The 17446-nt window shown below is 67.8% G+C and carries 15 protein-coding genes; 14 read left to right on the top strand and 1 reads right to left on the bottom strand.

Translation table 11 applies throughout. The features are described from left to right. Positions 1-77 precede the first annotated feature (77 nt). Complete coding sequence (locus tag ACLARN_RS10595; RefSeq protein WP_409491153.1) at positions 78-1364, bottom strand: PLP-dependent aminotransferase family protein; 1287 nt, start codon at positions 1362-1364, stop codon at positions 78-80. Between the two features lie 156 nt (positions 1365-1520). Between ACLARN_RS10595 and ACLARN_RS10590 the strand changes: the two genes are divergently transcribed. From ACLARN_RS10590 to dpgD, 14 genes are all read left to right on the top strand, one after another. Further along, positions 1521-2351 carry an alpha/beta fold hydrolase gene (locus ACLARN_RS10590; RefSeq protein ID WP_409491152.1) on the top strand — a complete coding sequence of 277 codons (831 nt, stop codon included), beginning with the start codon at positions 1521-1523 and terminating at the stop codon, positions 2349-2351. Continuing rightward, positions 2348-4072 (top strand): amino acid adenylation domain-containing protein, encoded by a 1725-nt coding sequence (locus ACLARN_RS10585; RefSeq protein WP_409491151.1) that lies wholly within the window; start codon positions 2348-2350, stop codon positions 4070-4072. Before ACLARN_RS10590 ends, ACLARN_RS10585 begins: the two co-directional genes overlap by 4 nt. Before the next feature lie 15 nt (positions 4073-4087). After that, positions 4088-5278: a cytochrome P450 gene (locus ACLARN_RS10580; protein ID WP_409491150.1), complete on the top strand. Its 1191-nt coding sequence runs from the start codon at positions 4088-4090 to the stop codon at positions 5276-5278. Positions 5279-5386: 108 nt separating this feature from the next. Further along, positions 5387-6448, top strand: coding sequence for a 4-hydroxyphenylpyruvate dioxygenase (gene hppD / locus ACLARN_RS10575; protein WP_409491149.1), 1062 nt, complete (start codon positions 5387-5389; stop codon positions 6446-6448). Continuing rightward, positions 6445-7518, top strand: coding sequence for an alpha-hydroxy acid oxidase (locus tag ACLARN_RS10570; RefSeq protein WP_409491148.1), 1074 nt, complete (start codon positions 6445-6447; stop codon positions 7516-7518). The genes hppD and ACLARN_RS10570 overlap by 4 nt, the downstream gene beginning before the upstream one ends. Positions 7519-7622: 104 nt before the next feature. Beyond that, positions 7623-8972 carry a cation:proton antiporter gene (locus ACLARN_RS10565; protein ID WP_409491147.1) on the top strand — a complete coding sequence of 450 codons (1350 nt, stop codon included), beginning with the start codon at positions 7623-7625 and terminating at the stop codon, positions 8970-8972. Positions 8973-9359: 387 nt separating this feature from the next. Beyond that, positions 9360-10670 (top strand): NDP-hexose 2,3-dehydratase family protein, encoded by a 1311-nt coding sequence (locus ACLARN_RS10560; protein ID WP_409491283.1) that lies wholly within the window; start codon positions 9360-9362, stop codon positions 10668-10670. 1 nt (position 10671) lies between these two features. Beyond that, a complete protein-coding gene (locus ACLARN_RS10555; RefSeq protein ID WP_409491146.1) occupies positions 10672-11649 on the top strand; it encodes an NAD-dependent epimerase/dehydratase family protein in 978 nt (325 codons plus the stop codon). Continuing rightward, positions 11646-12755: a DegT/DnrJ/EryC1/StrS family aminotransferase gene (locus tag ACLARN_RS10550; protein WP_409491145.1), complete on the top strand. Its 1110-nt coding sequence runs from the start codon at positions 11646-11648 to the stop codon at positions 12753-12755. The genes ACLARN_RS10555 and ACLARN_RS10550 overlap by 4 nt, the downstream gene beginning before the upstream one ends. A 23-nt stretch (positions 12756-12778) precedes the next feature. Next, positions 12779-13396: a dTDP-4-dehydrorhamnose 3,5-epimerase family protein gene (locus ACLARN_RS10545; protein WP_409491144.1), complete on the top strand. Its 618-nt coding sequence runs from the start codon at positions 12779-12781 to the stop codon at positions 13394-13396. Positions 13397-13590: 194 nt separating this feature from the next. Then, positions 13591-14691 (top strand): 3,5-dihydroxyphenylacetyl-CoA synthase DpgA, encoded by a 1101-nt coding sequence (dpgA, locus tag ACLARN_RS10540; protein ID WP_409491143.1) that lies wholly within the window; start codon positions 13591-13593, stop codon positions 14689-14691. Continuing rightward, the gene (gene dpgB / locus ACLARN_RS10535; protein WP_409491142.1) at positions 14685-15347 is read left to right on the top strand and encodes an enoyl-CoA-hydratase DpgB; all 663 of its coding nucleotides are present in this window, start codon (positions 14685-14687) and stop codon (positions 15345-15347) included. The genes dpgA and dpgB overlap by 7 nt, the downstream gene beginning before the upstream one ends. Continuing rightward, positions 15344-16642 (top strand): (3,5-dihydroxyphenyl)acetyl-CoA 1,2-dioxygenase DpgC, encoded by a 1299-nt coding sequence (gene dpgC / locus ACLARN_RS10530; RefSeq protein WP_409491141.1) that lies wholly within the window; start codon positions 15344-15346, stop codon positions 16640-16642. Before dpgB ends, dpgC begins: the two co-directional genes overlap by 4 nt. Next, the gene (gene dpgD / locus ACLARN_RS10525) at positions 16639-17436 is read left to right on the top strand and encodes an enoyl-CoA-hydratase DpgD (protein ID WP_409491140.1); all 798 of its coding nucleotides are present in this window, start codon (positions 16639-16641) and stop codon (positions 17434-17436) included. Before dpgC ends, dpgD begins: the two co-directional genes overlap by 4 nt. Positions 17437-17446: the final 10 nt, after the last annotated feature.

Here is a 17446-nt window from a genome sequence, read left to right as displayed (position 1 = left end):
GTCGCGAAAGCCACTTTCGGGACGTCTGGTGTCCCGAAAGTGGCTTTCGCGACACGAGCATCGCATTCCCGTGGCGGTCAGGGCAGCCGTGAGGTGATCAGGTCAGCGAGCCGCGACACGCCCTCTTCGATCAGTTCCGGGGTGAGCAGGCTGATCGACAGCCGGAGCTGGTTGAACCCACCCTTGCCGCCGTAGAAGTGATGCATCGGGGTGAACAACACGCCGTGGTCGCGGGCGGCGTGCGCCAGCAGTTCGTCGTCGACGACGAAAGGCACCGTGACGGTGACGAAGAACCCGCCCGTCGGGGTGTTCCAGCCGACGCCCTCGCACGCGCCGAGCCTGCGGTCGAGTTCGCCGAGGGTGAGGCGCAGGTTGCGCTGGTAGATGTCGATCTCCCGCACGTTGGCCTTGACCAGGCTGAAGCCGTTGAGAAGGAGCTTCCCGGCGATCACCGCCTGCGCGATGGGGGAGGTGTTCACCGTGAGCATGCCTTTGAGCTTCGAAAGCTGGTCGGCGAACAGGCCGCCGTCCGCCATCCGCTGATCCGCCACCGCGTAGCCGACCCGGGCGCCGGGCATGCCGGTCTTGGCGAAGGAACCGAGATAGACCACGGTGCCCGACCGGTCGAGGGACTTCAGCGTGGGGAGCCGCTCGGAGCCGAAGAGCCCGTACGCGTTGTCCTCCAGGAGAAGGATGCCGTGCGCCTCGGCCACCTCGAGGAGACGGCGACGGGACGGCAGATCCATGCTGGTGCCGGTGGGGTTGGCGAAGTTCGGTGTCACGTAACAGGCCCGGACCCGTTTGCCCTGTTCGTCGGCACGCTTCAGCTGGAGCACGAGGTCTTCGGGGTCGATGCCGTTCTCGGTGGACCGGACCGGCCAAACCGGGGTGTCGGTGAGCAGTGCCGCGCCGGTCAGTCCGACGTAGGTGGGAGCGGGCGCGAGCAGCACGTCCCGGTCACTCGCCCGCAGTGTGCGGAGAACCAGGAACATGGCCTCTTGGGCGCCGACGGTGACGACCACGGACTCGGGGGCGGCGTCGATGTCCTCGTCTTCGGCGAGATTCCGCGCGATGAGATCGGCGATGACACCCTTCGTGGTGCCGTATTGAAAGATAGTGCGGGTGACCCCCGCCTCGTCCATTTTCCGATCGGTGCGGAGATGGTCGCAATAGGCGTCGATGTACTCGTGAACGAGACGGATGTCGAAGAACTCTTCGTACGGCCGTCCCGCCGCCATGGAAATGGCCACAGGGTATTCGTCGATCAACTCGTTGAGCAGGTTCATCGAAGAGATGGCCGGATCGGTGAGCGATCCGTGCAGCGTTTCCACGTTCAACTGGGTGGACAGACCGTTTGAATCCATGAATACTAGGATTTCCATAGGCCGTTGAGGTGTCAAGAATGGACCGTGGACGTCCGGGATGATTTCCCGGCGCTCCGGGGCGTCCATCGCCGAATACTCCGGACACTCGATCTCTGAAGGTACGGTCAGCCCAAACCGCACTCCCGGAGGAGCCTCATGCTGATGACGACCGAGAACGGGATCCGGTTGTCCTACAACGACTGTGGCGACGGTCCGCCGGTACTGTTGCTGACCGGCACCGGCGCACCGAGTTCGGTGTGGGACCTGCACCAGGTACCCGCGCTCCGCGCCGCCGGATTCCGGGTGATCACCATGGACAATCGCGGAATCCCGCCGAGCGACGACGGTACCGGCGGGTTCACGATCGACGACCTCGTCGCGGACGTGGCCGCCCTGATCGACTACCTCGACGCGATGCCGTGCCGCGTGATCGGCACCTCGATGGGCTCGTACATCGCGCAGGAACTGGCGCTCGCCCATCCGGAGCTGCTGCATTCGGTCGTGTTGATGGCCGCCTGCGGCAAGAGCAGTCTCGTCCAGCGGGAGCTCGCGGAGGGTGAAGCGAAACTCATCGAGCAGGGCATCGAGCTGCCACCGGGTTTCCTCGCCGCCGTTCGCGCCATGCACAACCTGGGGCCCGCGACGCTCGCCGACGACGACCTCGCCGGCGACTGGCTCGACCTGTTCGCGGCGACGGGGTCCTGGGGGCCGGGCGTCCGGGCGCAGCTGCTGCTGAGCGCGTTGCCCGACCGGATCGACGCCTACCGCGCGATCAAGGTGCCCAGCCACGTCGTCTCGTTCGAGCACGACCTCGTGGCGCCACCGGCGGCCGGGCAGGAACTGGCCGCCGCGATTCCCGGCGCGACCCACCGCACGATTCCCGGGTGCGGACATTTCGGCTACCTGGAGAACCCGGAGCCGGTGAACCGCGAGCTGATCCGGTTCCTCCGCACCGAATCCCGCGAGACACTGGGGGAAACCGCATGACCGTCCTTTCGGCGGCCACGACACCTGCCCTGTTCGAGGCGACCGCGGCCGTGCTGCCGGATCGGCCCGCGGTGGCGATGGACACCACGACGCTCACCTACGCCGAGCTGAACGGTGAAGCCAATCGGCTCGCGCGACGGCTCGTGGCGCACGGAGTCGGCCCGGAGCGGCTGGTCGCGCTGGCGATGCCGAGGTCGATCGAATTCGTCATCGCGATCCTGGCCGTGCACAAGGCGGGTGCCGCGTATGTGCCCGTCGACCCGGATTATCCGGAGGAACGCAAGCGGCACATGCTGGAAGACACGGCGGCGCACTGCCTGTTGTGCCTGCCAGGTCAGGATGTGGACGGCGCTCCCGTCGTCATGAGTGTGGAACGGGAGCCGGGCCGGACCGAACCGAACCTGGACGACCAAGACCGGCTCAGCCCGCTGCTTCCCGACCATCCCGCGTACGTCATCTACACCTCGGGCTCGACCGGGAAGCCGAAAGGCGTGCTGGTCACGCACCGCGGGATCCCGAATCTGGCCGACGACTACGTGCGCCGCCAGAAACTGGGGCCGGAGAGCAAGTTGCTCGCTTTCGCGTCGCCCAGTTTCGACGCCGCCGTCGCCGAGTTCTGGCCGATCTGGCAGGCCGGTGGTTGCCTGGTGCTGGCTTCCGCGCCGGATCTGGTCCCCGGCGAGCCGCTCGGCAGGCTGGTGCGTGAGCAGGGCATCACCCACGTCACGCTGCCGCCGTCCGCGCTGGCACCGCTGGAGGAGTCCGGCGGCCTGCCCGCGGGGCTGACCCTCCTGGTCGCGGGCGAGGCGTGCCCCGCCCCGGTCGCGAAACGCTGGGCCATGGACCGCGTGATGATCAACGCGTACGGCCCGACCGAGGTCACCGTCGCGGTGACCGCGAGCGAGCCGCTGACCGGTGAGGACACGCCGCCGATCGGCAGGCCGATCACCGGTGTCCGCACCTACGTCCTGGACGAGCGGCTGCGGCCGGTCCCGGACGGGGACGTGGGCGAGTTGTACACGGTCGGCCCCGGCCTGGCCCGCGGCTACCTTCGAAGAGCGGCCGCGACCGCGGAGCGTTTTCTGGCGGATCCGTTCGGAGAGCCGGGTGGCCGCATGTACCGCACCGGTGACCGGGTGCGGATGCGCCCGGACGGCCAGTACGTCTTCGTCGGCCGCGCCGACGATCAGCTGAAGGTGCGTGGCCACCGGATCGAGCCGGGTGAGGTCGAGGCCGCGTTGCTCGCGGTGGGCGGGGTGGCCCAGGCCGTGGTGACCATGCACGACAACAGGCTCGTCGCCTATGTGGTCGGCACCGTGGGGGCCGAAAACCTGCTTCCTCCGTTGCGGGAACGGATGCCGTCGTACCTGGTACCCGACGTGGTCGTCGGCCTGCCGCGCCTGCCGACCTCGCCGAACGGCAAGGTCGACCGGACCGCCCTGCCCGATCCCGACGGGGAGAGCGCCGGACGGGTGACCACGGGACGGGCGCCGAGCACGCCGACGGAGATCCTGCTCGCGGAACTGTTCGCCGAAGTGCTCGGCGTCGGCAGCGTCGGCGTCGACGACAGCTTCTTCGAGATCGGCGGCCATTCGCTGCTCGCGACCCGGCTGGTGAGCCGGATCCGTGAACGACTGAAGATCCGGCTGCGGGTGCAGGCCTTCTTCGACGCGCCGACCGTGGCCCGGCTCGCCAAGGTGCTCGACGGCGCCCTCACCTGATCTGGAGACCCTTTCATGCGGACGACGAACGCCGTCGATCTCGGCGACCCCGATCTGTACACGACCTTGGAGCGCCACGCCCGCTGGCGTGAACTCGCGCTGGAAGACGCGATGGTGTGGAGCGAGCCGGGCAGTTCACCCACCGGTTTCTGGTCCGTGTTCTCGCATCAGGCGTGCGCCGCGGTCCTCGCGCCCTCCGCGCCGTTCACCTCCGAGTACGGGATGATGATCGGCTTCGACCGCGACAACCCGGACAAGTCGGGTGGCCAGATGATGGTGGTCTCCGAACAGGAGCAGCACCGCAAATTGCGCAAGCTGGTCGGCCCGCTGCTTTCGAGGGCGGCCGCGCGGAAACTCTCGGAGCGGGTGCGGACCGAGGTGCGCGGCGTGCTCGACCGCGTGCTCGACGGCGAGGTGTGCGACGTCGCCGCGGCGATCGGCCCGCGTATCCCCGCCGCGGTCGTCTGCGAAATCCTCGGTGTGCCGGCCGAGGACGAGGACATGCTCATCGACCTGACCAACCACGCGTTCGGCGGTGAGGACGAACTGTTCGACGGGATGACGCCGCGGCAGGCGCACACCGAGATCCTCGTCTACTTCGACGAGCTGATCTCCGTGCGCCGCGCGAGCCCCGGCGACGACCTCGTCAGCACGCTGCTGACCGACGACGACCTCACGATCGACGACGTGGTGCTCAACTGCGACAACGTGCTGATCGGCGGCAACGAGACCACGCGGCACGCGATCACCGGTGCGGTGCACGCGTTCGCCACGGTGCCCGGCCTGCTGGAGGAGGTGCGGGACGGGAGCGCCGACGTCGACACCGTCGTGGACGAGGTGCTGCGCTGGACCTCGCCCGCGATGCACGTGCTCCGGGTGTCGACCGGCGAGGTCACGGTCAACGGCCATGACCTGCCGCCCGGCACACCGGTGGTCGCGTGGCTGCCCGCCGCGAACCGGGATCCCGCCGTATTCGACGACCCCGACACGTTCCGCCCCGGGCGGAAACCCAATCGGCACATCACCTTCGGGCACGGCATGCACCACTGCCTCGGGTCCGCGCTCGCGCGGATCGAGCTGGCCGTCGTGCTGCAAGAGGTGGCGGAGCGGGTGTCGCGGGTGGAACTGGTGAAGGAGCCGGCCTGGTTGCGCGCGGTCGTCGTGCAGGGCTACCGGGAACTTCAGGTGCGGTTCACCGGCCGCTGACCTGTCTGTCCGATGTGGACACCAACTGTCAACCGGACAACGTTGATGCGATATGGGGTTCGCGTCATCCTGTGAATGAGGATTACATCTATTCCACGGAGGAATGTCTTGTCTTCTCAAGAAACCACGCAGAATTTCGAGATCGACTATGTGGAAATGTATGTGGCCGACCTCGAGGTGGCCGCGTCCGGCTGGATGGACAAGTACGGCTTCTCCGTCGCCTCCACCGACCGCTCGGCCGACCACCGGAGTGTGACGCTGCGGCAGGGACCGATCGCGCTGGTCCTCACCGAACCGACGTCCGACCGCCACCCGGGGGCGACCTACCTGCAGACCCACGGCGAAGGGGTGGCCGACATCGCGCTGCGTACTCCGGACGTGGCCGCCGCTTTCGCGACCGCGGTGGCGGCGGGGGCCCAGCCCATCCGTGAACCGGGTGAGCGCGCGGAGGCGGTCATCACGGCCACCGTCAGCGGTTTCGGCGATGTCGTGCACACCCTGATCCAGCGCGACGGCGCGAGTGAAGCGCCGGAAGCCTTCCGCGGCAAGGGAGACCTGGAGCTGCTCGCGATCGATCACTTCGCGGTCTGCCTGAACGCGGGGGATCTCGGCCCCACGGTGGCGTTCTACGAGCGCGCCCTCGGGTTCAAGCAGATCTTCGAGGAGCACATCGTCGTCGGTGCCCAGGCGATGAACTCCACCGTCGTGCAGAGCGCGTCGGGCGAGGTCACCCTCACCCTGATCGAGCCCGACAAGAACGCCGACCCCGGCCAGATCGATGACTTCATCAAGGAACACCACGGTGCGGGCGTCCAGCACATCGCCTTCACCAGCCCGGACGCGGTCCGTGCGGTCGAGGAGCTTTCCGCGCGAGGGGTGGAATTCCTGAAGACCCCGGACACCTACTACGACCTGCTCGGCGAGCGGATCGAGCTGGAGACGCATTCGCTGGACGACCTGCGGAAGACGAAGCTGCTCGCCGACGAGGACCACGGCGGCCAGCTGTTCCAGATCTTCACCGCTTCCACGCACCCGCGTAAGACCATCTTCTTCGAGATCATCGAGAGGCAGGGCGCGGGTACCTTCGGCAGCTCCAACATCAAGGCCCTGTACGAGGCCGTGGAGCTGGAACGGACCGGGCAGAGCAAGCTCGGCCCCGCCCGTCGATGACACACCTCTGCCTCGACGACCTCGAACGTGCCGCCCGGGACGTTCTCCCCGGCGAGATCTGGGACTTTCTCGCCGGGGGCAGTGGCGCGGAGGCCGCTCTGGAGGCCAACCGCGCCGCGCTCGAGCGGATCTTCCTGGTCCCGCGGATGCTGCGTGACCTGACCGGCGGCACGGTCGAGGCCGAGGTGCTCGGACGGCGTGCCGCGCTGCCGATGGCGGTCGCACCGGTGGCGTACCAGCGGTTGTTCCACCCCGATGGCGAACTCGCGGCGGCCCGCGCGGCCAGGGACGCCGGCGTGCCGTACACCATCTGCACCCTGAGCAGTGTTCCGCTGGAGGAGATCGCGGCCGTCGGTGGACGGCCGTGGTTCCAGCTGTACTGGCTGCGTGACGAGAAACGATCGCTGGAACTCGTGCGCCGCGCGGAAGACGCCGGTTGCGAGGCGATCGTGTTCACCGTCGACGTGCCGTGGATGGGGCGGCGGTTGCGGGACATGCGGAACGGTTTCGCGCTGCCGGAGCAGGTGACGGCGGCCAACTTCGATGCCGGAGCGGCCGCGCACCGTCGTACTCGGGGGCACTCGGCCGTGGCGGACCACACCGCGCGCGAATTCGCCCCGGCCACTTGGGAATCCGTGGAAGCTGTCCGTGCGCATACGGACCTTCCGGTGGTGCTCAAGGGGATCCTCGCGGCCGAGGACGCGAGCCGTGCCGTCGACGCGGGTGTCGCCGGAATCGTGGTGTCCAACCACGGAGGCCGACAGTTGGACACCGCCGTACCGGGCATCGAGATGCTGGGTGAGATCGCCGACGCCGTCTCCGGGAGCTGCGAAGTGCTGCTGGACGGAGGGATCCGGAACGGCGGCGACATCCTCAAGGCGATCGCGCTGGGGGCGTCGGCCGTACTGGTCGGGCGGCCCGTGATGTGGGGGCTCGCCGCGGGCGGCGAGGACGGCGCCCGGCAGCTGTTCGACCTGCTCACCGTCGAATTCCGGAACGCGCTGGGCCTCGCGGGCTGCGACTCGGTGAGCGCGGCCCGGCGGCTGAGCACGAGAGTGAGTGGCGGGTAGTGAAGGACTCTTTCCCTACCTTCAGGGTAGGCAAGGAGACCTTCACGGCGAAGTCCCGGTCACGCCACAGGTGAATTGACCCTTAAAGACGCTGAAGGAGGAAAGTGCTTCTCTCGCTTCCCGCGCCGGTCGCCCCGATCGCCGCCCACAGTCTCCTGATCTTCTTGCTCCAGGCCGGCCTGCTGCTCCTGCTCGCCGTCGTCTTCGGACGGCTGGCCGCCCGGTTCGGGATGCCCTCGGTGGTCGGCGAGCTGTTCGTCGGGGTGCTCCTCGGCCCGTCGCTACTGGCGTGGGCGGTACCGGGGCTACACGGCTGGCTGTTCCCCTCCGCAGCCGAGCAGTACCACCTTCTCGACGGCGTCGGTCAGATCGGGGTACTGCTGCTGGTCGGTCTCACCGGTATGCAGATGGACATGCGCATGGTCCGGCGTCGCTTCGGCGCCGCCGCGGGAGTCGGCTTCGGCGGCCTTGTCATCCCTCTCGGCCTCGGTATCGGCGCGGGCTTCGTCCTGCCGAAGATGCTGATCCCCGAGGGCACCGACGTCACCGTCTTCGCGTTGTTCCTCGGCGTGGCGATGTGCGTCAGCGCCATCCCGGTCATCGCCAAGACCCTCATCGACATGAACCTGTTGCACCGCAACGTCGGGCAGCTCACGCTCGCCGCGGGCATGATCGACGACGTGTTCGGCTGGCTGCTGCTGTCCGTTGTCAGCGCGATGGCGGTCCACGCCGTGACCGCGGGCACCGTGCTCCTCTCACTGGCCTACCTGATCGCCATCGTCGCCTTCGCGTTCACCCTCGGCAGGCCGCTGGTCCGGGGAGCGCTGCGCGTCGCAGGCAAGTCCGACGGCCCTAGCGCCACCGTCGGCGCCGTCGTCGCCCTACTTCTCCTCGCCTCGGCCGGTACGCACGCCCTCGGACTGGAAGCCCTCTTCGGGGCTTTCGTCTGCGGCATCCTGATCGGCACCGCGGGCAAAGTGGACCCGGTCAAGCTCGCCCCGCTGCGCACGGTCGTCCTGGCGGTCTTCGCGCCGATCTTCTTCGCCACGGCGGGGTTGCGCATGGATCTCACCGCGCTGATCCGGCCACAGGTCCTGCTCACCGGCCTGGCGGTGCTCGCCTTGGCCATCGTCGGCAAGTTCGTCGGCGTGTACGCCGGCGCGCGGTTCAGTGGCCTGAACAAATGGGAAGGGCTGGCGCTCGGCGCCGGGCTGAACGCGCGAGGGGTCATCGGGATCATGGTGGCCACGGTCGGCCTGCGGCTGGGCATTCTCGGCGTGGAGATCTACACGATCGTCATCCTCGTCGCCATCGTCACTCCGTTGATGGCCCCGCCGATCCTGCGGTTCGCGATGAAGAGGATCGATCAGACCGCCGAGGAAGAAGTACGCGAGAACGAGCATCGGGCGTGGACGTCGCAACCGGCGACGAACCAGCAGGATCGGATTCCCTAGGGGACACGTCCCGCTCTTTCGCGCGCCACTACCCGACCGCAAGTAGAGGACTACTTGCGGTCGGGCACCGCGACACGACGACCCGAATTCCGTCCGCTAGGGGAATTGGACGATCTGGACCGGCGAGATCGGCCGAAGCTACCTTTCACGGTGTTCTCCGCTGCGCCCCGCGAAGGGGAGGTATCAGTGCCGGCCAATGCCCACTCAACGACCTGGAGCAGTGCGATGACCACCTACGTCCGGGACCAGCTCGGCGAGTACGACGAGGAACGACAACGCGTCCTCGAGGGCGTCGGTAGCCTGCCCATCCCCGCGGTACGCCCTCGTGACGACCGCGGCCACGCGGAGCGCATCGCGTTGTCGGCCGCGACGACCGACGGGGTGCACATGCGGACCGAGGACGTCCGTGCCTGGATCGCCGAACGCCGTGAGGCCAACGTCTTCCACGTCGAACGCATCCCTTTCGCGGATCTGGACCAGTGGGGGTTCGAGGACGCGACCGGCAATCTCGTGCACCGGAGCGGGCGGTTCTTCACCATCGAGGGTCTGCACGTGGTCGAGGCAGACGGCCCCCACGGCGACGGCCCCTACCGTGAGTGGCAGCAGCCGGTCATCAAACAGCCCGAAGTGGGCATCCTCGGCATCCTCGGCAAGGAGTTCGACGGAGTCCTGCACTTCCTGATGCAGGCCAAGATGGAACCGGGAAACCCCAACCTGGTGCAGCTGTCGCCGACCGTGCAGGCCACCCGCAGCAACTACACCAAGGCGCACGGCGGGACGAACGTCAAGCTGATCGAGTACTTCGCCCCACCCGACCCCGAGCGGGTCATCGTCGACGTTCTCCAGGCGGAGCAAGGGTCATGGTTCTTCCACAAGTCCAATCGCAACATGATCGTCGAGACCGTCGACGACGTGCCGATGTGGGACGACTTCTGCTGGCTCACGCTCGGCCAGATCGCGGAATTGATGCACGAAGACGAGACGATCAACATGAACGCCAGGAGCGTGTTGTCGTGTCTTCCTTACCAGGACACGGCTCCCGGCGCGCTGTTCTCCGACATCCAGCTCCTCTCATGGTTCACGAACGAGCGTTCCCGCCACGACGTGCGTGCCCGCCGCATCCCGCTCACGGACGTTCACGGCTGGAAGCAGAACGTCGAAGTGATCGAGCACGAGGACGGCCGTTACTTCAAGGTCCTCGCGGTCGCCGTGAAAGGCAGTAACCGCGAGAAGATCAGCTGGACACAGCCGTTGCTCGAATCCGTCGGTCTCGGCGTCGTCGCGTTCCTCGTCCGCGAGATCGACGGCGTGCCCCACGTTCTGGTGCATGCCCGCGCCGACGGTGGTTTCCTGGACACAGTGGAGTTGGCGCCGACCGTCCAGTGCACCCCCCACAACTACGCGCACCTGCCGCCGGAGAACCGGCCGCCCTTCCTCGACGCCGTCCTGGCCGCGCCGCGGTCGAGGATCCGTTACGAGGCAATACATTCCGAAGAAGGCGGCCGTTTCCTCAACGTCAGGGCCCGTTATCTCGCGGTCGACACGGACGAAACCGGCGATCCGCCACCCGGCTACGCCTGGGTCACCCCGGCCCAGCTGACCGCGCTCACCCGGCACGGGCATTACGTCAACGTCGAGGCGCGCACGCTTCTCGCCTGTATCAACGCCGCGACCGCACAGCCTCAAGGAAGTGCATGAAATGAAGCAGATCACCGTCCTCGGCGCGTCGGGCTTCGTCGGCTCGGCTGTCACGCGCGCACTGGCGCGGCAGCCGATCCGGCTGCGAGCGGTGGCGCGACGGCGGTTCACGCCCGCGCCCGGTCAAGCCGAAATCACCGTCGCCGCCGCCGATCTCACCGACCGTGCCGCGCTCGCCGACGCGGTCGCGGGATCGGACGCGGTCGTGTTCCTGCTCCTGGCGGACGGCGGCTGGCGCGCGGCCGAGACCGAAGAGGCCGAACGCGTCAACGTGGGGGTGATGCGGGACCTCATCGACGTCATCGGCGGCACCGGCGGTACGCCGCCGTTGGTCGTGTACGGCGGTGCCGCCTCGCAGGTCGGTGTGCCGCCTCGGGAGCCGATCGACGGGAGCGAGCCCGACCACCCGGCGACTCCCTACGACAAGCAGAAACTGACCGCGGAACAGCTCCTCAAGGACGCCACGACCGACGGCCGGGTGCGCGGCATCAGCCTGCGGCTGCCAACGGTGTTCGGTGAGGCCACGGCGCCGGACGCGAACCACGACCGCGGTGTCGTGTCCGCCATGGCGCGGCGAGCGCTCGAAGGCCAGGCACTCACCATCTGGGGCGACGGCACGGTGCGGCGCGACCTGGTCCACGTCGAGGACATCGCGGCGGCGTTCACGGCGGCATTGGCCACCCCGGATCCGCTGGTGGGCGGCCATTGGCTGCTCGGCGCCGGCCGGGGCGATCAGCTGGGCGAGGTGTTCCGGCTCGTGGCGAGGGAATTGTCCGAGCGCACCGGACAGGACCCGGTGGACGTGACCTGTGTGGAGCCACCGTCGCACGCGCCCGAGACGGATCTCCGGAGCGTCACCATCGATTCCACGCCGTTCCGGGCGATCACCGGATGGCGCCCGGAGATCTCGCTGTCCGAAGGAGTGCGTCGCACCGTCGCCGCATTGACGCCATCAGTTCAGGGAAAGGTTCGCACATGACCACGCGTGTTTGGGACTACCTGGTCGAATACGAGGCCGAGCGGCTCGACCTGCTGGACGCGGTCGAGACGGTCTTCAATTCGGGACAGCTCGTACTCGGCGCGAGCCTGCGCGGCTTCGAGTCGGAATTCGCCGCGTACCATGGGGTCGAGCATTGCGTCGGCGTCGACAACGGGACGAACGCGATCAAACTCGGTCTGCAGGCGCTGGGCATCGGGCCGGGCGACGAGGTGATCACGGTGTCGAATACCGCCGCCCCGACCGTGGTCGCCATCGACGGCACGGGCGCCACCCCGGTCTTCGTCGACGTCCGCGAGGACGACTTCCTGATGGACACCGGCCAGGTCGAGGCCGCGATCACCGAGCGCACCAAATGCCTGCTGCCCGTGCACCTGTACGGCCAGTGCGTGGACATGGCCCCGCTCAAGGAACTCGCCGCGAAGCATGGACTGTCCATTTTGGAGGATTGCGCCCAGGCGCACGGGGCCAGGCAGAACGGGACGGTCGCGGGTTCGACCGGCGACGCGGCCGCGTTCTCCTTCTACCCCACCAAGGTGCTTGGCGCGTACGGCGACGGCGGCGCGGTCATCACGTCCGCGGAATCCGTGGAGCGCCGGCTGCGGAGGTTGCGTTACTACGGCATGGACGAGCGTTACTACACGCTGGAAACGCCCGCCCACAACAGCAGGCTGGACGAGGTCCAGGCCGAGATCCTGCGGCGCAAGCTCAAGCGGCTCGACACCTACACCGCCGCCCGCCGGGCCGTCGCCCAGCGCTATGTGGACGGCCTCGGTGACACCGACCTGAAACTCCCGCGGACCGTCCCCGGCAACGAGCACGTGTACTACGTGTACGTGGTGCGGCATCCGCGGCGCGACGAGATCCTCGAGCGCCTCAAGGCGTACGACATCCAGTTGAACATCAGCTATCCGTGGCCCGTGCACACCATGACCGGGTTCGCCCACCTCGGTTACGAGACCGGCGCGCTCCCGGTCACCGAGAAGCTGGCCACCGAGATCTTCTCGCTGCCGATGTATCCCGCGCTCACCGCGGACCTTCAGGACAAGGTCATCCACGCGGTCCGCGAAGTGCTGTCCAACCTCTGACCAGTCCAACCTCAGGAGCAGCTGTGCAAGCACGTAAACTCGCCGTCGAGGGCGCGATCGAGTTCACCCCTCGCGTCTTTCCCGACGACCGGGGCCTGTTCGTCTCGCCGTTCCAGGAAGAGGCCTTCGTCGAGGCCCACGGCGGCCCGCTTTTCCCGGTGGCACAGACGAACCACAGCATGTCCAAGCGCGGCGTGGTACGGGGTATCCACTACACCGTGACGCCGCCGGGAATCGCGAAGTACGTTTACTGCGCACGCGGCAAGGCCCTGGACATAGTGGTCGACATCCGGGTCGGGTCGCCGACGTTCGGCAAATGGGACGCGGTCCTGATGGACCAGCAGGACTACCGGACGATGTACTTCCCCGTCGGCGTCGGCCACGCCTTCGTGGCACTCGAGGACGACACTGTCATGTCGTACATGCTCTCCGCGGGCTATGTGGCGCAGAACGAACTCGCCCTCTCGGCCCTGGATCCCGCACTGGGCCTGCCCATCGACGCCGGCGTCGAACCGATCCTGTCCGATCGGGACGGGGTGGCCATCACGCTCGCCGAGGCGGAACGGCAGGGCCTGCTGCCGGACTACGCCACCAGTGTGGAGCTTGAGCGGCAACTGTCCGGAACTCCTTTGTCCGCCTGATCTGGGTGTCGCGAAAGCCACTTTCGGGACGTCTGATGTCCCGAAAGTGGCTTTCGCGACATGCCCGGTGCGACACCTTTGCCTTACCTCTCAAGAGAATCGCCCTTACCGACCGGAAAGGTGAGATCAATGCCCGCTGCGAAGTTCAAGCAGCTGCTCCGAAGCAAGCTCAGAACATGGGGGTGGATGTATCGATGACTACCGTGGCCGAACCCGCTGAGGACCTTTCCGTCCTCACCGGACTCACCGAGATCACCAGGTTCGCCGGCGTCGGAACCGCGGTTTCCGAAACGTCTTACTCGCAATCCGACCTCCTCGAAATCCTCGACGTCGAGGATCCCAAGATCCGGTCGGTCTTCCTCAACAGCGCGATCGACCGGCGTTTCCTCACCCTGCCGCCGGAGGGTCCCGGCGGCGGCCGTGTAACGGAACCGCAAGGCGATCTCCTCGACAAACACAAGAAGATCGCCGTCGACATGGGATGCCGGGCCCTCGAAGCCTGCCTGAAGTCGGCGGGAGCGACGCTTTCGGACCTGCGGCATTTGTGCTGCGTCACCTCGACCGGTTTCCTGACCCCCGGCCTGAGCGCGCTGGTCATCCGTGAACTGGGGATCGACCCGCATTGCAGCCGGTCGGACATCGTGGGCATGGGCTGCAACGCCGGCCTGAACGCGCTCAACGTGGTCTCGGGCTGGTCCGCGGCGCATCCGGGTGAACTCGGTGTCGTCCTATGCAGCGAAGCCTGTTCCGCCGCTTACGCGCTGGACGGCACGATGCGGACCGCGGTGGTCAACAGTCTTTTCGGTGACGGCTCCGCCGCCCTCGCCGTCATCTCCGGCGACGGGCGCGTGCCCGGCCCTCGGGTCCTGAAATTCGCGAGCTACATCATCACCGACGCGGTCGACGCGATGCGGTACGACTGGGACCGTGACCAGGACCGGTTCAGTTTCTTCCTCGACCCGCAGATCCCTTACGTGGTGGGCGCGCATGCCGAGATCGTCATCGACAGGCTGCTGTCCGGGACGGGGCTGCGCCGCAGCGACGTCGGTCATTGGCTGGTGCACTCCGGCGGCAAGAAGGTGGTCGACGCGGTCGTCGTCAATCTCGGCCTGAGCCGGTACGACGTCCGCCACACCACCGGTGTGCTCCGCGATTACGGGAACCTCTCCAGCGGCTCCTTCCTCTTCTCCTACGAGCGCCTCGTCGACGAGGACGTCGCCCGGCCAGGGGAGTATGGCGTGCTCATGACCATGGGGCCCGGCTCCACAATCGAAATGGCGCTTGTCCAATGGTGAGGCAGAACGAAGTGAACGGCGGACTGGTGCTGCGGATCGACGGCTCTCGCCCGCTTTCGGCCGCGTCGGTCGAGGAGATCGACGGACTCTGCGATCGCGCCGAGGACCATCGGGGAGCGGGCCCGGTCACCGTCCACGTGACGGGGGTCCCGGCCGACGGCTGGGCGAAGGGGCTGACCGTCGGCCTGGTGTCCAAATGGGAACGAGCGGTGCGCCGGTTCGAACGGCTGGGCAGGCTCACGGTCGCGGTGGCGTCGGGTGACTGCGCCGGAGCGGCACTGGACCTCCTGCTCGCCGCGGATCTCCGGATCGCCGATCCGGGGACCCGGTTGCTGCTCGCCTCGGCGGGCGGCGGTTCCTGGCCGGGGATGACCCTTTACCGGCTCACTCAGCAGGCCGGTGCGGCGGGTATCCGGCGGGCCGTCCTGCTCGGAACCCCGATCGACGCCGATCGCGCGTTCGCGCTCAAGTTGGTCGACGAGGTATCCGAGGATCCGGCGAAAACGCTCGCCGAGCTCGCCGACGTCACGGACGGTGCCGAGACGGCGATCCGACGGCAGCTGATCTTCGAAGCGGGCTCGACCACTTTCGAAGAGGCGCTCGGTTCTCACCTGGCCGCGGCGGACCGGGCCCTGCGACGGGAAGCCAAGCCGTGACAACGGATTCCACGACTCTCTCGCCAGGGCTCGACCTTCGAGCCCTGGCGGGGGAGGCCCGCCGAGCCGACGACCTGCTCGCCGGACTGCCGTCACCTCCCGCCCGGGACGCCGAGCAGCGCGCGGCCGCGTTTTCGGCGCTGGACGGGATCAGGACGATGCGCGCGGACTTCGTGGAGGCGCACGCGGAGGAGATCTACGACGAACTCACCGACGGCCGGACCCGGTACCTGCGCATCGACGAACTCGTCCGTGCCGCCGCACTCGCCTATCCCGGCCTGGTGCCGACGGAAGAGCAGATGGCGGCCGAGCTTTCGTTGCCGCAGGTGGAAAAGGAAGGGCGCGAGATCGACCAGGGCATCTTCCTGCGCGGGATCCTGCGTGCCTCGAAGGCAGGTCCGCACTTGCTCGACGCCATGCTCCGGCCCACTGACAGGGCATTGAGACTGCTCCCCGAGTTCGTGGAGACCGGCGTCGTGCAGATGGAGGCCGTCCGGCTGGAGCGTCGTGACGGCGTCGCGCATCTGACCCTGTGCCGGGACGACTGCCTGAACGCCGAAGACGCCCAGCAGGTCGATGACATGGAGACCGCGGTCGACCTGGTGCTGCTCGACCCGTCCGTCCGGGTGGCGCTGCTGCGGGGCGGCGTGATGAGCCATCGGCGGTACGAGGGGCGCCGGGTGTTCTGCGCGGGGATCAATCTCAAGAAGCTGAGTTCGGGCGACATCCCTCTAGTCGATTTCCTGTTGCGGCGGGAACTGGGCTATATCCACAAAATCGTGCGCGGCGTGCGGACAGATGGTTCGTGGCAGTCGCGATTCGCCGACAAGCCGTGGATGGCGGCCGTCGATTCCTTCGCCATCGGCGGCGGAACCCAGCTACTGCTGGTCTTCGATCACGTCCTGGCGGCGTCCGACTCCTACCTCAGCCTGCCCGCGGCGACCGAGGGGATCATCCCCGGTGCGGCGAACTTCCGGCTTTCCCGGATCGCCGGGCCAAGGCTGGCCAGGCAGGTGATCCTCGGCGGCCGCCGGATCCAGGCGGACGAGTCCGCCGCGCGGCTGATCGTCGACGAGGTCGTCCCGCCGGAGGAGATGGACGCGGCGATCGACGCCGCGCTGGCCCGGCTCGACGGCGACGCGGTGCTGGCCAACCGGCGCATGATGAACCTCGCCGAGGAACCACCGGAGGAGTTTCGCCGGTATATGGCGGAGTTCGCGTTACAGCAGGCTTTGCGCATCTACGGCGCGGACGTGATCGGCAAGGTCGGCGGGTTCGCGGTGGGAGCGCGATGAGCGAAACCCGGGTGCGGTACGAAAAGAAGGATCACGTCGCCTACGTGACGATGGACCGGCCCGAAGTGCTGAACGCGATGGACCGGCGGATGCACGCGGAACTCGCCGCCATCTGGGACGACGTCGAGGCCGACGACGACGTCAGAGCGGTGGTCCTGACCGGCGCGGGGGACCGCGCTTTCTCGGTCGGCCAGGACCTCAAGGAACGCGCGCGGCTGACCGAAACAGGCGTGGAAGCCTCGACGTTCGGCAGCGCGGGTCAGCCAGGTCATCCCCGGCTGACCGACCGGTTCAGCTTGTCCAAACCGGTGGTCGCCAGGGTGCACGGGTACGCGCTGGGCGGCGGTTTCGAGCTGGTGCTCGCCTGCGACATCGTCATCGCCTCCGAGGAGGCGGTGTTCGCCCTTCCGGAGGTCCAGCTCGGCCTGATCGCGGGGGCCGGAGGTGTGTTCCGGCTGCCACGGCAGCTGCCGCAGAAGGTGGCGATGGGCTATCTGCTGACCGGGCGCCGGATGGACGCGGCGACCGCGCTGCGCCACGGACTGGTGAACGAGGTCGTCCCGGTGGCCGAGCTGGATCAGTGCGTCGCCGGATGGACCGACAGCCTCGTGCGCGCCGCTCCGCTTTCGGTTCGCGCGATCAAGGAGGCCGCACTGCGGTCGCTCGACCTCCCGCTCGAAGAAGCGTTCAAGGCTTCGTATCACTGGGAAGAACGCCGTCGCCGGAGCGCGGACGCGAGCGAGGGCCCCCGTGCCTTCGCCGAAAAACGGCCTCCGATCTGGACAGGGCACTAGTGCCTTTTCC

The sequence above is a fragment of the Amycolatopsis sp. cmx-11-12 genome, assembly GCF_046269425.1.
In the GTDB taxonomy this organism is placed as follows: Bacteria; Actinomycetota; Actinomycetes; order Mycobacteriales; family Pseudonocardiaceae; genus Amycolatopsis.
The sequence above is the reverse complement of the archived record's forward strand: the minus strand, read 5'-3'. Positions and strand labels throughout refer to the sequence as shown.

Coding starts and splice junctions, on each gene's coding strand:
- ACLARN_RS10550 (WP_409491145.1), top strand. CDS start 11,646: ATGACCACGCGTGTTTGGGACTACCTGGTCGAATACGAGGCCGAGCGG.
- ACLARN_RS10560 (WP_409491283.1), top strand. CDS start 9,360: ATGCGGACCGAGGACGTCCGTGCCTGGATCGCCGAACGCCGTGAGGCC.
- dpgB (WP_409491142.1), top strand. CDS start 14,685: ATGGTGAGGCAGAACGAAGTGAACGGCGGACTGGTGCTGCGGATCGAC.
- ACLARN_RS10585 (WP_409491151.1), top strand. CDS start 2,348: ATGACCGTCCTTTCGGCGGCCACGACACCTGCCCTGTTCGAGGCGACC.
- ACLARN_RS10555 (WP_409491146.1), top strand. CDS start 10,672: ATGAAGCAGATCACCGTCCTCGGCGCGTCGGGCTTCGTCGGCTCGGCT.
- dpgA (WP_409491143.1), top strand. CDS start 13,591: ATGACTACCGTGGCCGAACCCGCTGAGGACCTTTCCGTCCTCACCGGA.
- ACLARN_RS10590 (WP_409491152.1), top strand. CDS start 1,521: ATGCTGATGACGACCGAGAACGGGATCCGGTTGTCCTACAACGACTGT.
- dpgD (WP_409491140.1), top strand. CDS start 16,639: ATGAGCGAAACCCGGGTGCGGTACGAAAAGAAGGATCACGTCGCCTAC.
- ACLARN_RS10570 (WP_409491148.1), top strand. CDS start 6,445: ATGACACACCTCTGCCTCGACGACCTCGAACGTGCCGCCCGGGACGTT.
- ACLARN_RS10580 (WP_409491150.1), top strand. CDS start 4,088: ATGCGGACGACGAACGCCGTCGATCTCGGCGACCCCGATCTGTACACG.
- ACLARN_RS10595 (WP_409491153.1), bottom strand. CDS start 1,364: ATGGATTCAAACGGTCTGTCCACCCAGTTGAACGTGGAAACGCTGCAC.